Source organism: Collinsella sp. AF14-35 (assembly GCF_003464565.1).
In the GTDB taxonomy this organism is placed as follows: domain Bacteria; phylum Actinomycetota; class Coriobacteriia; order Coriobacteriales; family Coriobacteriaceae; genus Collinsella.
Genome location: NZ_QRZD01000004.1, coordinates 1 through 14,770, shown reverse-complemented (window position 1 = coordinate 14,770; position 14,770 = coordinate 1). Strand labels below are relative to the sequence as shown.

The following is a 14,770-nucleotide window of genomic DNA, read 5'->3' as shown; positions in this document are numbered from 1 at the left end:
AATGGCCAAAATGGGGGAGAAATAGGCCGCACGCCGGCGCAGGGATCGGCGCTAAAAGAAAAGCGCGGGGCCGCATGGCGACTCCGCGCTTTATTGTTCAGCTTTTGCAGCCTTGCCCTCACGCTACGAAGAAGTAGACGAGGAAGGCAAGGGCCGTGATCCACCCGTCCTGTGCGAAAAAGTGTTTACGAGCGTTTGCGACTCGCCAGGGCGCCTGTGACGATAGCGGCCGTTCCTACAAGGGCGGTCGCTATGATGGCCGCGCTCGAGGTGTCGCCGGTTGCGGCGAGGATGCCGGTGGTTTTGGCTCCCGCGGTTGCAGCCGCAACGGTCTTGGTCGTCTTCGTGCCCTCGGACTTGGAACCCTCGGGCTTGGTCTCGCCTGGCTTCTCCTCGGGTTTGATCTCCTCGGGAGGCACGATGACCGTGCTCTTGGCGACAGCTGCATCGTAGGGGGAGTCAATCGTGGCATCGCCCGTGCCGATGGTCTGCCCCGCCTCGTAGACGATGCCGTCGCTGAGCTCTTCCTTGTTGCGATAGTCAATGACTTTGCCGCCTGCAGGCGTCTGGATGATGGCGTCCTTGATTTCGATGGTGCCGATCGCCTTGCCGTCCGCGCTCATGGCAAGGGCGAAGATAGCCGCCGTGTCTCCCTCGGCCGTGACCTTGCTGCGGACGATCGAGATGGTCGCGGGCGTGATGCCCTTCTCGGTCTGCGCGAAGATGCCGATGTTCAGGCCCTCGGACTCAGGGATGATTTCGTCGTTTTGGTCTCCACTGTAGTGGTCGGGGCCGTCGCCGCCGGTCTCGGCATAGCGGGCTATGGCCTTGACAACGGAGTCGCTGATGTAGATATGGCCACCCGCTTCGTCGGAGTAGAAATTACTGGTGGAGATTGCAACCGAGAACCTGCCTTCTGCGAGCGCATCCACAGTCGAGCCGTTCTTGATGACGATGTCGTCCTCATCGGTGAAGAGTGCGCTGGCTTCCCCGCCATCTGAGCTTGCGCGGACCGTCACGGTCGCGCCATCGAGCGTGATGCCCTTGTAGACATAGATGCCATACCCAACGCCACTTGCGTTGAGGGAAGCGTTCGTGACCGTGAGGCTGTTTTTACCGTCGATGGCGGCGTCTTCCTCGGAGCTTGCCTTGACCTGGCTGCCACCCGAGATCTCGATGTTGCCGTCGGCCCAAATCGCATTGTCTTTGATAGAGCTTGCCTCTACCTTGCCGCCGCCCTTTATGATGAGGTTCTCGTTAGCATCGATACTCTGATCGTCGGTGGCCTTGGCGGTGACGGTTCCGCTGTTGTCGATCGTGATGTTGCCGTCGGCCCTGACGCCATCAGAATCGCCCGTGGCGTTAACGTTTCCCGAGCCCTTGATGGTGACATCGCCCCCGGCATCGATGGCATCGTGCTCGGTGCTCGTGGCGTTGACAGTGCCAGCGCCGTCGATGTTGATGTTGCCGACGGAAGTGATGGCGTCACGAGAAGAGGTCACGTTGAGCGTGCTGGACGCGTCGCCCTGAATATTAAGCTCGGCGTTCTCGTTCGCGCCATCCTTAACCTTGATGCCGCGGCCGTTGTCGTTAGTGACGGTGTTGTTGCCCTCGTAGCTCACGTTGAGCTTGCCCGCTGCCTCGATCGCGCCGCCGTTATAGCCGTTGAGCTTCATGTCGTCGGCACCGTCCCATGACCAGGTGCCGGCGGCGTCGCCCGCCGCAGTGCCGGCGTTGTACTGGGCGCCGCCGACGTTGACCCACTCCGCCGCGAGCGAGACGCTCGGCATGAGCAGCGAGCTTACCGTAAGCGCGCATACGGCGCCTACAACGATGCGGCGCGTCACGCGGCGCCAGCTGCCGTGTGCGAGCAACGTGCGACGGCGCACGTCGGGCTCGATAAAATGGGCTCCAGAGGTTTTGTCATTGCGCTTGGGGGTCGTGAACAAGGCGGCCATGGTTACTCCCATCCTCATAGGGCCTATGCGATTACGCCCAGCATATCTGCAGGATGTAGCCGGCGGTAGTGCCGTTTGGAGGGCAAAATGTCCAAAACTTGGGAAGCAATACATCGCGCATCCGTGCGTTGCCTGGGCTTAAAAGAAAAGCGCGGAGCCGCTCGATGCGACTCCGCGCTTTGGTGTTCTGCTTTGGCAGCTTTGCCGTTACGCTACGAAGAAGTAGACGAGGAAGGCAAGGGCTGCGATCCACATGAGCGGCTTGATCTTGGAGGCCTCGCCCTTAAAGAGCGCGACGATCACGTAGGCGATAAAGCCCAGGCCAATGCCGGCGGAGATGGAGTAGGTGAAGGGCACGCCGGCGACAATCATGAACGCCGGGAAGCCCTGCGACACGTCGGACCAGTCGATCTCGGAGGCCTCGCTCATCATGAGGTAGCCGACGTAGACCAGAGCACCGCAGGTGGCGGCACTGGAAACGATGGTGACGATGGGGGAGAAGAACGCGGCGAGAATGAACAGCACGCCGGTGGTGACGGAGGTGAGGCCCGTGCGACCACCGTCGGCAGCGCCAGAGGTGGACTCGACGAAGGTAGTGATGGAGGAGACGCCCATAAAGCCACCGGCAGCAGCGGCCACGGAGTCGACGACCAGGATGGGACGGATGTCCTCGACATTGCCGTCCTCGGTCAAGAACTCGCCCTGCTTGGCGACGGCCATCGCGGTGCCCATGGTGTCGAAGAAGTCGCTCATGAGCAGCGAGAAGGCAACGACGAGCAGCATCGGGTCGGTCAGGACCTTCACGATGGCAAGGTTGCCGTCGGCAGTGCTGGCAAACGGGGCGCCGAAGGTCGAGAAGTCGAGCGGTGCGATGAGGCCCTCGGGCGCATGGGTGACGCCCAGCGGGATTCCGGCGATAACGGCGACGATGATGCCGATGAGCAGCGAGCCCGGCACGTTGCGGGAAGCTAGGGCAACCGTCACGACGATGGAGATGATGCCGACGATAAAGGTGGGGGAGGCGATGTCGCCCAGGCCGACGAGCGTACCGGCGCCAGCGGTGATGATGCCGGCGTCGCACAGGCCGATCATGGCGATAAACAGGCCCAGACCCACCGAGATGGCGTGGCGCAGGACCACGGGGATGGCGTCCATGATGGCCTCGCGCAGGCCGCAAAGGACGAGCAGCAAGATGACGACGCCCTCGAGGAAGATAACGCTCATGGCCACGTGCCAGTCGCCGCCGCACATGGTGGTGGCGATGCCCGCAATCATGGCGTTGATGCCCAGACCCGACGCACAGGCGAGCGGGCGGTTGGCGAAGATGCCCATGCAGATGGTCATGATGCCGGCGCCCAGGCAGGTGGCGCAGGCGAGCGCTCCCGCATCGATGCCAGCGCCCGAGAGCACTGCGGGGTTGACGGCGATGATGTAGGCCATCGCCAGGAATGTTGTCAGTCCAGCGCGAAGTTCGGTCCCGATTGTGGACTTGCGCTCACTGACGTGAAAAAGTTCGTCCATGCATACCCTTTCCTTGTTCGGCCCCGAGTTTAGGCCGATTGACACGAACTCACTTACTATATCGTCTTTACAACCTTGCCGTTCCTCGCATGTTGATGTTCGGCGCTTTGTAACAGACGGACGGTATTTATCGCATGAAAATGTGTGGGTACCGTATACTTAAGCGGTTACAACGACCCCTATGGAGGAACGTATGATTAAAGAGCTTTGCCACGACGAGGCTATCCTGTCCCAGCGTTGCGAGGTTGCGACCGTCGAGGACGAGTCGGTTGCTCAGGACCTGATCGATACCATCAAGTCGCTCGACGATGCCGGCTGCCTTGCCGCTAACCAGATTGGCGTTACCAAGAAGGTCTGCGTCTACCTGGACGACGCCGGCGAGCCCCACGTGCTCTACAACCCCCGTCTGGTGTTTGGCCTGGGCGCCAGCAAGATGGAGGAGAGCTGCCTGACGCACGAGGAGGTCACCAAGTCCACGCGCTATATCAAGTGCAAGGTTGCCTTTGACCAGATCGTCGATGGCAAGATGCGCGAGCGCAAGCAGGACTTTGTCGGCTTCGAGGCGCAGATGATTCAGCATATGATCGATCACTGTCTTGGCAAGCTTGTCTAGGGCGACCACAGCACCGCACTTCGTCGTTTTTGGTCCGGGCGTGACATTGTTGTCATGTCCGGGCTTTTGTGTTTAGCGCCTTTTTGTTTGGTGACAATAACCTTAGCAGGACCGTAAAGCTAGGAGGCGCTATGTGCACGAGCATTCGATTTACCGATAATTCTGGCCACATGTATCTGGGCCGCAACCTCGACTGGAGCTTTGACTACGGCCAACAGGTTCGCGTGATGCCGCGCGGGTTCCACATTCCGTATTCGTTTATCGACGATGCGTCGGCGGCACACGCGGTAATCGGCATGTGCATCGATTACAAGAACTATCCCATGTTTTTCGACTGTGGTAACGATGCGGGTCTGGCTGTGGCGGGGCTCAACTTTCCCGGCTATGCCGAGTATGCCGAGGGCCCTGTCGACGGCAAGAACAATATCGCGGCCTATGAGTTTCCCCTGTGGGTGGCAGCGACGTTCTCGACGGTCGACGAGGTCGAGGCCGCGCTGCGCGACACGGTGATTGTCGCCAAATCTGCCGGAGAGGGGCTGGGCGTGTCGCTGCTCCATTGGATTATCGGCGACAGCCGGCGCAGCATCGTGGTCGAGATGATGGCTGACGGCCTGCATGTATACGACGATCCGGTCGACACCCTTGCCAACCAGCCGACCTTCCCGTGGCACATGGAAAACCTGCGCACCTATATCACCGCCACAAGCGATTTTCCGCAGACGGCGACATGGCGTGGCGCCGAGCTTAAGCCCTATGGAGCCGGTGCCGGCATGCGCGGCATTCCGGGCGATTGCTATTCGCCGAGCCGTTTCGTAAAGGCGGCGTACCTCAATGCCAATTACCCGCAAAAGGAGAGCGAGACCGAAAACGTCGTTCGCATGTTCCGCTCGCTCGAGGGCGTGGTGATGATCGAGGGAGCGTCCAGGATGGGCGATGGCAAGTTCGAGAAGACTATCTACACCGGATGCTTTAGCGCGCGCACGGGCAATTATTACTACGCGATGTATGGGGATCCGTCGATTCGCTACGTGAGCCTGATGGATGCCGAGGGCGCGAGCCCCGATAGGCTCGTGGTTCCCGAGCCGCGCCGTTCGTAGCTCATAGCTTTACTGCAATGCAAAATGGCCCTGCATCTCCCGTGAGGTGCAGGGCCACTGTCATCGATGTGTGACGTCGCTAGAAGTTGACGTCGTTGAGCTGGGCACTCTCGAGGCCGTCGAGCAGTTGCTGTTCGGGCGTATCGGCGACGCTCTCGAGCAATTCGGTGGGATCGACGTTCATGTCCCTACCGGCCTCGTTGCCGTTGACCAGGTCGTCCGAGAAGATATCGACTTCCATTTCCTCGGCTTCCTCGATCTGGACCTCGAGCGGCACATGGGTGCGTACGAGTTTGACCGCCGGACGCATGCGGGCAAAGAGAGGCACGTACTCGATGATGATCGCCGAGTTCTCAAGACCGTACCAGCGTGCCGGGCTTCCGCAGGCGCGGCGGACGGCGTACTTGATGGCCATCACGCGGTGGTCGTTGCGGTTGATGTCCGTTTCGGGGGCAAGCATCTTGCGCAGCATGCAAAAACGGAAGTCGCCCACGTTGCCGCGCGTCTCGTAGATGGAGTAGGTGTGATGCTGCGGTGGCAGCTCACCCGATGTCATCAAGTCGCCAACGATCTGACGCAGATAGGCGTTGATGCGCTGGTTGACCTTAAAGCCCAGGTCCAGGCGCACGCGGAACAAAAAGTCCGTGCCAAAGGTCTCGACGGAATACTCGTGCGTATAGGGCTCGTCGGTAACGTGCACGTTGATGAACCAATATGCCTTGGCGCGCTTGGGGTGCTTGTCCAGGATGGAATAGAGCACGTCGCGGTCGAGCGTGAGCGGGTCGGGGCTGTTGGTGAGGAACACCAGATTGTCGGCGAGCACGGGGTAGGTCTCGTCGTTGCGCAGGCGGTTGAGCTGATCGATGTACTTGGAGACGGGCAGCAGGATCGTCTGCGTGCGCTCGATGGCGGTGCCGCGGCGCCACACGTACATAAGGCCAAACAGCAGCGAGGCCAGGAAGATCATCACATAGCCGCCGTTAAAGAACATGGTGAGGCACGAGGCAAAGAAGCAGAGCTCGATGGCGCCAAAAAGCAGGGCAAAGACGCAGGCGCCCAACTTGTGCTTGAGGATGCCGGCGATATAGCTCGTCAAAAGCGTCGTGGTCATGAGCATAGTCACGGTGATGGCGAGGCCGTAGGCGCTCTCCATGCGCTCGGAGTTTTGGAACAGCAGCACGATGAAGATACAGCCGACCCACATGATGTTGTTGACGAGCGGAATATAGAGTTGACCCTTGGTGTCGCTGGGGTAGTGGATGCGCAGATGCGGCATAAGGTTGAGACGCGTGGCCTCGGATACCAGCGAGAACGAGCCGGTGATAAGCGCCTGCGAGGCGATGATGGCCGCTACGGCCGATAGCACGATGGCAAAGGGGCGCAGGGGCTCGGGAAGCATCATGTAGAACGGGTTGACGATGTCCATCGCGAGCATCTGGGGATTGGAGTTGTTGGCGAGCAGCCAAGCGCCCTGACCCAGATAGTTAAGGATGAGGGCCGCCTTTACGAACGGCCAGGATGCGTAAATGTTAGCCTTGCCCACGTGACCCATGTCCGAATAGAGCGCCTCGGCGCCGGTCGTCGACAGGAAGACGAAACCGAGCACCATGATGCCCGAGTGGTTGATGGGCGAGAACAGGAACATGATGCCGCGGATGGGGTTGAGTGCGCGCAAGATGGACAGGTTGCCGAGCATGTTGAACAGGCCGGCGCCCGCCAGGAACAGGAACCATAGCGTCATGAGCGGGCCGAAGAGCTTGCCGATTGACGAGGTGCCGGCGCGCTGCATGGCAAATAGGCCGCAGATAATGATGATGGTAATAATGATGACGTTGGTCTGGCCGTCGCCCAATAGCGCGTGGCCCCACTCGATGGTGCGCAGACCCTCGATGGCTGTGGTGACCGTGACGGCGGGGGTGAGGATGCCGTCGGCAAGCAGCGCCGCACCGCCGATCATGGCGGGAAGGATCAGCCACGGCGCCACTTTGCGCACGAGACTGAACAGGGCGAAGATACCGCCCTCGTTGTGGTTGTCGGCCCTCATGGCGATTAGCACGTACTTGACCGTGGTTACGAGCGTCATGGTCCAGATGACGAGCGAAAGCGCGCCCAGGATCATGTCCTCGCTGACGGTACCGACGCCGCCGTTGTTGGCGACGATTGATTTCATGGTGTACATAGGGCTCGTGCCGATGTCGCCATAGACGACGCCGAGCGTTACGAGCAACATACCAGCAGAAAGGGGAATGGCTCCATGCCCGCTCTGTCCGTGCTGGTCTTGGAGGTTTGCCTCCAGTTTGTTGTGTGCCACGTGGACTCCCTTAGACATCCGGTTATCTGTCTAGGGCAGATAACCTTTATGCCATCTTTATACATATAAGAGCAGTTTGGCACATCGGGGTGTTTTAGACAATAATCCCCATCTGGGGATTATTCATGTACGCAGGTAGCATTTCAAAACAGGGGCGCACCGGCTGTATGGTCTTGCTGCAATGTGATAACCACGGACGCGCCTCTGCTTTGAAACTGAAGAGGGGCTTTTAGGCGCGTGCTACTTGGGCGATGCTTGCTTTGGTGTCTGCGCGTTTGCCGGCGACTTCGCAAAAGATCGCGCCGCCGATGATCAACGCGGCGCCCATGAGGCGGATGGGCGTCATGGTCTCTCCCAAAAGGGCAACGGAGAACACGACGGCCGAAAGCGGCTCGAGGTAGCCGACGACCGCGACGGTCTGGACGGGCAGCTTGGCGACGGCACTAAAGTAGAGCAGGCAACCGATGCCGGTGTTGACGACGCCGAGCATGGCGACGGCGCCCCAATCGATGCCGGCGGCAATGCTGGGGGAGAGGAACGAGGGAGCGCCTTGGGTGACGAGTGTGAGAACCAGCGCGGTCACAAAGGCGGCGCTCACCTGGAGCGTGGAGTTCTCGAGGCCTTCGATGTGCGGCGCGCCCTTGCTGGCGATGACCATCAATGCATAGCAGAAGGCCGAGGCGATGCCGCAGGCGATGCCCGCAATGGGCATATTGCCGCCGAGACCTTGCGCTGCAATGAGAAAAGCGCCGCAGGCGACGGCGATAAACCCGGCGATTTTGCCGCCGGTCAGTTTTTCGCCAAAGATAAGCGGCGAGAGGGCCATGACGATGATGGGGCCGCAGTAGTACAGCAGCGAGGAGATGCCGACGCCGATCGTCTGATAGGCGCGGAACAGAAAAATCCAGCTGGCGCCAAGCGCGGCTCCAGAGAGGAGGAGGGCCGCGGCTTCGCGGGGGCGAGATGGCGCCTGCAGCTTATGGCGTTGGGTGATGGCAAGGATGATGACGAGCGAGAGGGCTCCCAGAAAGGTGCGCAGCAGCACGATATCGGAGCTCGGCAGCGCGATGGCGGCGGCGATGATGCCGTTGGAGCCAAACAGCAGCAATGCTGCCAAATACGTAATCAGTCCGTTATTCATGTACTGCCGTCCCCTCTATATCCTTGCATGTTTACTATGGGCGAGGTGGTTCTAGAAGAAAAGCGAATATAATGCATGAATGACATGACAAAAACTCATGCAATGGTGGAGGCCTGCCGTGGAAACGAATATTCAAAAGATGCAGGTGCTGCTCGAGACCGTGCGCGCCGGAAGCTTTACGCGCGCCGCAGAGCGCCTGAGCTATTCGCAATCGGGCGTGAGCCGCATGGTGGCCGATCTTGAGGCCGATTGGGGCTTTAAGGTGCTCGACCGCAGTCGCGAGGGCGTAGCTCTTTCTGCCGACGGGCGGCAGATTATGCCGGCCGTGGAGGCGCTCTGCGAGGAATTCGTTCGCTTGCAGCGACGCGTGGATGAGATGCGCGGGCTCATGCGCGGCAAAATCTGCATCGGTACGTTTTCGAGCGTGGCGACCCACGTGCTGCCGCCGGTGATCGCGCGTTTTCGTGCCGATTATCCAGACGTCGATTACGAGTTGCTGATGGGCGACTATTCGGAGATTGAACAATGGGTGGCAGAGGGCCGCTGCGATCTGGGCTTTATCCCGCATGAGCCCCGAGAAAATGGCATGACGTCGCGGTCTTTGGTGCGCGACGAGTTGATGGCGGTAGTGCCGGCAGAGTCTTTGCTTGCCACCGAGGAGGTCGTCTCTCTTGCCGATTTGGCCAACGAGCAGTTTATTCTGCTGGAACGCGGCACCGATGACGAGATTACGCCACTGTTCCGTCGGGCGGGGCTGACCGTGCGCTCAAAGCTGTCGACCTGGGATGACTATGCGATTATGGCCATGGTCGAGGACGGCCTGGGCGTGAGCGTTCTTCCGGCGCTCATCTTGCGCCGCTGCCAGTTCAACGTTGCCATTCGTTCGCTCGAAGGACATCCCCACCGGCAGATCAACGCTATATATCGAACGGCCGATGTTTCACTTGCCGCCGCCCGTTTTCTCGAATACCTCTAGCATGCTCGGCGAGGGCTGCTCAGATGTCGAATCGTACGAGCACTCAGCATATTTTCTTGTGAAATTGAGCTTACTCGCTACGCATGGCGCTATACTGCTTGCTAAATTGAACTTCGGTTCAATTCGTGTTCTATAAATTGAACTTTGCCAGCAAGGAGGTTCTAGTGGCCCAAGAGACGTTTAGCGATCGCCTGCGACAGACTATGTCCGATCGCGACGTTCGCCAGTCGGACGTAATCCGCGCATCGGAGATGCTCGGCAAAAAACTCGGCAAGAGTCAGATGAGCCAATATGTGAGCGGCAAGACGATTCCGCGGCGCGATGTGGCAGAGCTGCTCGCCCGTATTTTGGAGGTCGATGTTACCTGGCTGCTCGCCGGTGACGCCGACCGAGGCGAGGAATCATCTCCCCGCAACGATTCCAAGCCCGAACACCATCCCTCAGCTCAAATTGCAAGGAGCACCACCATGCGTACTTTTTCTAAATCCACCAAGCTCGATAACGTCCTGTATGACGTGCGCGGTCCCGTCGTCGACGAGGCCGCCCGTATGGAGGACGAGGGCGAGCGCATTCTCAAGCTCAATATCGGCAACCCGGCGCCCTTCGGTTTCCGCACGCCCGATGAGGTCATCAAGGACATGCGCCAGCAGCTGCCCGACTGCGAAGGCTATTCCAACTCGCGCGGCTTGTTCTCCGCGCGCAAGGCGATCATGCAGTATTCGCAGATCAAGGGCCTGCCCAACGTTCAGATGGAGCATATCTACACGGGCAACGGCGTGTCCGAGCTCATTCAGCTTTCGATGAACGCGCTGCTCGACAATGGCGACGAGATTCTGATCCCCAGCCCTGACTATCCGCTCTGGACGGCGTGCGCAACCCTTGCCGGCGGTCATCCCGTACATTATTTGTGTGATGAGCAGGCGGATTGGTATCCCGACCTGGAGGATATGGAGTCCAAGATCACGAGCGCGACCAAAGCCCTCGTCATCATCAACCCTAACAACCCCACGGGTTCCGTCTATCCGCGTGAGGTGCTCGAGGGCATCGTTGAGGTTGCGCGCAGGCATCAGCTGATGATCTTTGCCGATGAGATTTACGACCGCCTGTGCATGGACGGCTATGAGCACGTCTCGATTGCCTCGCTCGCTCCCGATCTGCCCTGTGTCACCTTTAGCGGCCTTTCCAAGTCGCACATGATTGCGGGCTATCGTATTGGCTGGATGGTGCTTTCGGGCAACCAGCGCTGCATGAGCGACTTCATCATGGGTATCAACATGCTCTCCAACATGCGCCTGTGCTCCAACGTGCCGGCTCAGTCGATCGTTCAGACGGCACTCGGTGGTCATCAGTCCGTTAACGACTACATCCGTCCTGGCGGCCGTGTCTACGAGCAGCGCAACTTTGTGTATGAGGCGCTCAACAAGATTGACGGCATCTCGGTGGTTAAGCCGCGCGCGGCGTTCTACATCTTCCCCAAGATGGATGTGAAGAAGTTCAACATCACCGATGACGAGCAGTTCGCCCTTGACCTGCTGCACGAGAAGAAGATCCTGATCACGCGCGGCGGCGGCTTCAACTGGGCTGAGCCCGACCACTTCCGTATCGTGTACCTGCCGCGCATGGAAGTACTCAAAGAGTCCCTCGAAGACCTCGCCGACTTCTTTGACCATTACCGCCAGGCGTAGGGGATAGAAGTTCCGCACTATGAAGAGCTCCCTGCAGTTGCTTGGCTGCAGGGAGCTTTCTTGAATTGGCGCAACTATATAACTATTCCTTGGCAGTGGTCGATTTCGTGCTGGATGATCTCGGCGGTGTAGCCCGAGAAGTTTTTGATGCAGCGGGCAAAGTTCTCGTCCAAATACTCAACCTTAATGCGGCGATATCGGGTACAGGGACGCTCGCCGACGAGCGAAAGACATCCTTCGCTCGTCTGGTAGGCGTTGACCTGCTCAAGAATCTGCGGGTTGTACATAAGCAGCGCCCTGTTGCCGTCCTTTACGCAGATGATGCGCTTGCGTACGCCGATCATGTTGGCGGCAAGCCCCACGCACTCGTGCTCGTGTTCATGCAGCGTGTCCAGAAGATCCTGCCCGGTCGCGGCGTCGTCGGGCCCCGCGTCTTCGGAAGGCAGGCGCAAAAAGAACTCGGATTTCATGATGGGCTTAATCATGGCGGGCTCCTCATGTCTCGTGCTTTCGTGGACTTTTAATAATAGCGCGGAAGGAAAGCTGCGCGTCAGCGTTACAATCTTTCAACGTTGGACCATGTTGTCGGATCCGTCGCGTGCGGCGTCTGACGTAAGTCTAGGGCTCATGCTCGCCCTGGACTGTTCCTCTGGGGCGATGCGACTGTCGTTCCAAGAGGAAGGAAATGCATGGGGAGCAAATCTCAGCAACAAGTTCAAGCAACGCCATCGGCCACTTCGGCGTTTCTCGTCGTAATGTATATTGCAGCCTTTGTCGCCGCGTTTAACGAGAACATCATTAACGTGGCACTGCACGATATCATGGCGGCCTTTTCGGTGAGTGCCACCACGGCGCAGTGGCTAGTTTCGGGATACATGATCGTGACGTCGATCTTTACGGCCATCATGGCCTTTCTGTCCGGTCGTTTCTCGACGCGCAAGCTGCTGTTTTTCGCATGCGGATGCATGGTCGCCGGAGAAGTTCTGTGCCTGGTCGCCCCGTCGTTTACCGTTTTGCTGCCAAGTCGTATTTTGCAGGCTGCGGGATCGGGCATCTTGTTTCCGCTCATGATGAATGTGGTGCTATCTTGTGCTCCGCGCGAGAAGCTCGGTCTGTATCTGAGCCTGGGCGGTGCCTGCATTACGCTAGGGCCGGCGTTTGGGCCCGTGATTAGTGGTCTTATGTGCACGTTGTTTGGCTGGAGGGCGGTGTTCGTAGTGCCGCTGGTGGGCGGTGTCGTGGTCGCCGCGGCGGCAGCAAAGCTCGTTCGGAATGTCGGAGAGCGCTCGAACACCACGCTTGATATTCTGTCGGTTGTTTTGCTCGCTGCCGGCATTACGGCGTTCGTGTATTCCGTAGGCGAGTTCTCGACCAATGTGATGGCCGGTATCGTGGCGCTTTTCGCCGCTGTTGTGGTGCTCGGCCTGTTTGCGGTTCGTCAGCTCAAGCTCGAGCATCCGGTGCTTAACGTGCGTCCCATGGCGAGCGTTCGTTTTTGGCCTGCATGCCTGCTTGTGGTGGTGTCGATGATGACGACGTTCTCGATGAGCGTTTTGTTGCCGCTCTATTTTGAGGGCGCATACGGCATGACCGCACTTGTCGCGGGTTTGCTCATTTTGCCGGCGATCGCCTGCAACGCCGTGACCTCGATTGTGGGCGGACGCGTGATGGATGCCCGTGGTGCGTGGCCGCTGCTGCCGGTCGGCTTTGCCCTGATCGCTGTGGGGCAGACGGCAATCTCGATGACCGCGGCAAGCATGAACATCGGCGTTGTCGTGCTGCTGACCGTTGTGGTGTATGCCGGCGTCGGTTTGGTACTGAGCCCCTCGCAGACCGCCGGTTTGGAGACGCTCCCCGCCGCTGAGCATCCTCACGGAACGGCATTGCTTAACACGTGGAACATGATTGCCGCGTCGTTTGGTCCGTCGCTGTTTATCGGCCTGCTTTCGAGTTCTGCGGTGGCTGCTGGCGCCGCAGGCGTTGCGTCGGACGTTGCCCAGGCGATAGGATTTGCAGCCGCCGTGCGCGTGGCGGCCGTGATTGCCGTTGTCGGGTTCGCGGTGTCGCTGGTGTACGCTCGCCGCGAGTCGCACATGTCGCATTAATGTGTGCACATAGATTCTGCAGTTAGATTGGGTGACGACACCATAAACTAATGGACGATTTGCCGAGAGGCATGAATGTTTAAAGCGCAAAGAGTGCGCGACGGGCCCCGCGAATGGGGCGATGATGCCCGAGAGGGCCAAGAAGGAGTCTCATGTCTGAGAACGAAGAGATCATGAACGAGACCGAGAACGAGACCATGGCTGCCGAGGTTGAGGCAGTCGAGACTGTGGAGACCGAAGCTGCCGAGGTTGAGGCTGCTGACGAGGTTTCCGCCGAGGAGGCCGAGGTTGTCGAGGCCGCCGCTGATTACGATGACGAAGAGCTGATGGACAAGATGCAGAAGGCCGCCCGCCTGCTGCGCAGCCGTCGCTTTGCTATTTCCAAGGAGGAGGAGGCCAAGGCCGAGCGCATGGCGAACATCGAGCGCGCCATCAAGCTTCTTGACCTCAAGCCCAAGATGGAGCAGAAGGAAATGTCCGACCTGCTGGGCATGCGCCTTCGTGAGCTCGATGGCCTGATGGCCGAGGCCGAGGCTGCCGATCTGGTCGGCCGCATCGACGACGCCGAGGGCGATATGCGCAAGATCGTTGTCTTCGCTGCCGAGGATGCCGCTGAGGGCCTGGTCGAGCTTGCCAACAAGAAGGAGAAGCTCCTGCCCGAGCTTTCTTACGAGGAGGCTACCGAGCTGATGGCCGCTCTCGATAAGGTTATCGCTCCGCTCGTCGCCATGGGCCTGGACGAGGACCGCGGTCCTCGCGGCGGCCGTGACGAGCGCGGTGGCCGTGGCGGCGACCGTGGCGGTCGCGGCGGCTTTGGCGATCGCGGTGGCCGTGGCGGCGACCGTGGCGGTCGCGGTGGCGATCGCGGTGGCCGTGGCGGCTTTGGCGACCGTGGCGGCGACCGTGGCGGTCGCGGCGGCTTTGGTGGCAACCGTGGTGGCTATGGCGATCGCGGTGGCAACCGTGGTGGCTTCGGCGGCAACCGTGGTAACGACCGCGGCGGTCGCGGTGGCGACCGTGGCGGCCGCAACGGTGGCGGCTTCCGCGGCAACCGCTTCTAGTTGAGTTACGGCGTTTTACCAAACGCCGTAACTGCTCGACGCTGCAAACCCGCCAGGGCGGCAATCTGCCTTTCAACTTCGGCGGCATGACCAAAAGATCAATGCCGCCTCGTTTCAAGGCACCTTGCTCGCTCTGGCGGGTTTTCGCTGTCGGTACCAAGGCATCGGCGTCGCCTTGATCCAAACCTACCAAAAAGGGACAGGTTTATTTTGGTCGGTTTTATCTGGGCAAACGTGGTCGTCTATCGCAATATGGTCGTTGGGGACGTTCTTGTTTGACTAGTCGTTTAAGAACGTCCATT

General features: G+C 59.6%; 11 protein-coding genes. 6 read left to right on the top strand and 5 right to left on the bottom strand.

The features are described from left to right. Positions 1-185: 185 nt before the first annotated feature. Complete coding sequence (locus DWW12_RS02245; protein ID WP_158555290.1) at positions 186-1,958, bottom strand: carbohydrate-binding domain-containing protein; 1,773 nt, start codon at positions 1,956-1,958, stop codon at positions 186-188. Between the two features lie 207 nt (positions 1,959-2,165). After that, positions 2,166-3,479: an NCS2 family permease gene (locus DWW12_RS02240; RefSeq protein WP_089573357.1), complete on the bottom strand. Its 1,314-nt coding sequence runs from the start codon at positions 3,477-3,479 to the stop codon at positions 2,166-2,168. A gap of 193 nt (positions 3,480-3,672) precedes the next feature. Between DWW12_RS02240 and DWW12_RS02235 the strand changes: the two genes are divergently transcribed. Both DWW12_RS02235 and bsh read left to right on the top strand, forming a co-directional pair. Then, a complete protein-coding gene (locus DWW12_RS02235) occupies positions 3,673-4,092 on the top strand; it encodes a peptide deformylase (RefSeq protein WP_055250721.1) in 420 nt (139 codons plus the stop codon). A 131-nt stretch (positions 4,093-4,223) separates the two neighbouring features. Further along, positions 4,224-5,189, top strand: a complete 966-nt coding sequence (gene bsh, locus DWW12_RS02230; RefSeq protein WP_117736467.1) for a choloylglycine hydrolase — start codon at positions 4,224-4,226, stop codon at positions 5,187-5,189. A 79-nt stretch (positions 5,190-5,268) separates the two neighbouring features. Here the strand turns inward: bsh and DWW12_RS02225 are convergent, their stop codons facing one another. Both DWW12_RS02225 and DWW12_RS02220 read right to left on the bottom strand, forming a co-directional pair. Further along, positions 5,269-7,518 (bottom strand): KUP/HAK/KT family potassium transporter, encoded by a 2,250-nt coding sequence (locus tag DWW12_RS02225; RefSeq protein WP_117854769.1) that lies wholly within the window; start codon positions 7,516-7,518, stop codon positions 5,269-5,271. Positions 7,519-7,729: 211 nt separating this feature from the next. Beyond that, a complete protein-coding gene (locus DWW12_RS02220; RefSeq protein WP_117854767.1) occupies positions 7,730-8,641 on the bottom strand; it encodes a DMT family transporter in 912 nt (303 codons plus the stop codon). A 118-nt stretch (positions 8,642-8,759) separates the two neighbouring features. Here DWW12_RS02220 and DWW12_RS02215 point away from each other — a divergent pair, with 118 nt between their 5' ends. Both DWW12_RS02215 and DWW12_RS02210 read left to right on the top strand, forming a co-directional pair. Further along, positions 8,760-9,617 carry a LysR family transcriptional regulator gene (locus DWW12_RS02215; protein WP_233544205.1) on the top strand — a complete coding sequence of 286 codons (858 nt, stop codon included), beginning with the start codon at positions 8,760-8,762 and terminating at the stop codon, positions 9,615-9,617. Between the two features lie 203 nt (positions 9,618-9,820). Next, entirely contained in the window at positions 9,821-11,302 is a 1,482-nt protein-coding gene (locus DWW12_RS02210) for an aminotransferase class I/II-fold pyridoxal phosphate-dependent enzyme (RefSeq protein ID WP_117854854.1), read from the top strand. 74 nt (positions 11,303-11,376) lie between these two features. Here the strand turns inward: DWW12_RS02210 and DWW12_RS02205 are convergent, their stop codons facing one another. Then, a complete protein-coding gene (locus DWW12_RS02205; RefSeq protein ID WP_117854764.1) occupies positions 11,377-11,787 on the bottom strand; it encodes a peptide deformylase in 411 nt (136 codons plus the stop codon). Between the two features lie 204 nt (positions 11,788-11,991). Between DWW12_RS02205 and DWW12_RS02200 the strand changes: the two genes are divergently transcribed. Continuing rightward, the gene (locus tag DWW12_RS02200) at positions 11,992-13,407 is read left to right on the top strand and encodes an MFS transporter (RefSeq protein WP_117655207.1); all 1,416 of its coding nucleotides are present in this window, start codon (positions 11,992-11,994) and stop codon (positions 13,405-13,407) included. Between the two features lie 152 nt (positions 13,408-13,559). Then, positions 13,560-14,468: a hypothetical protein gene (locus DWW12_RS02195; RefSeq protein ID WP_117736459.1), complete on the top strand. Its 909-nt coding sequence runs from the start codon at positions 13,560-13,562 to the stop codon at positions 14,466-14,468. Positions 14,469-14,770: the final 302 nt, after the last annotated feature.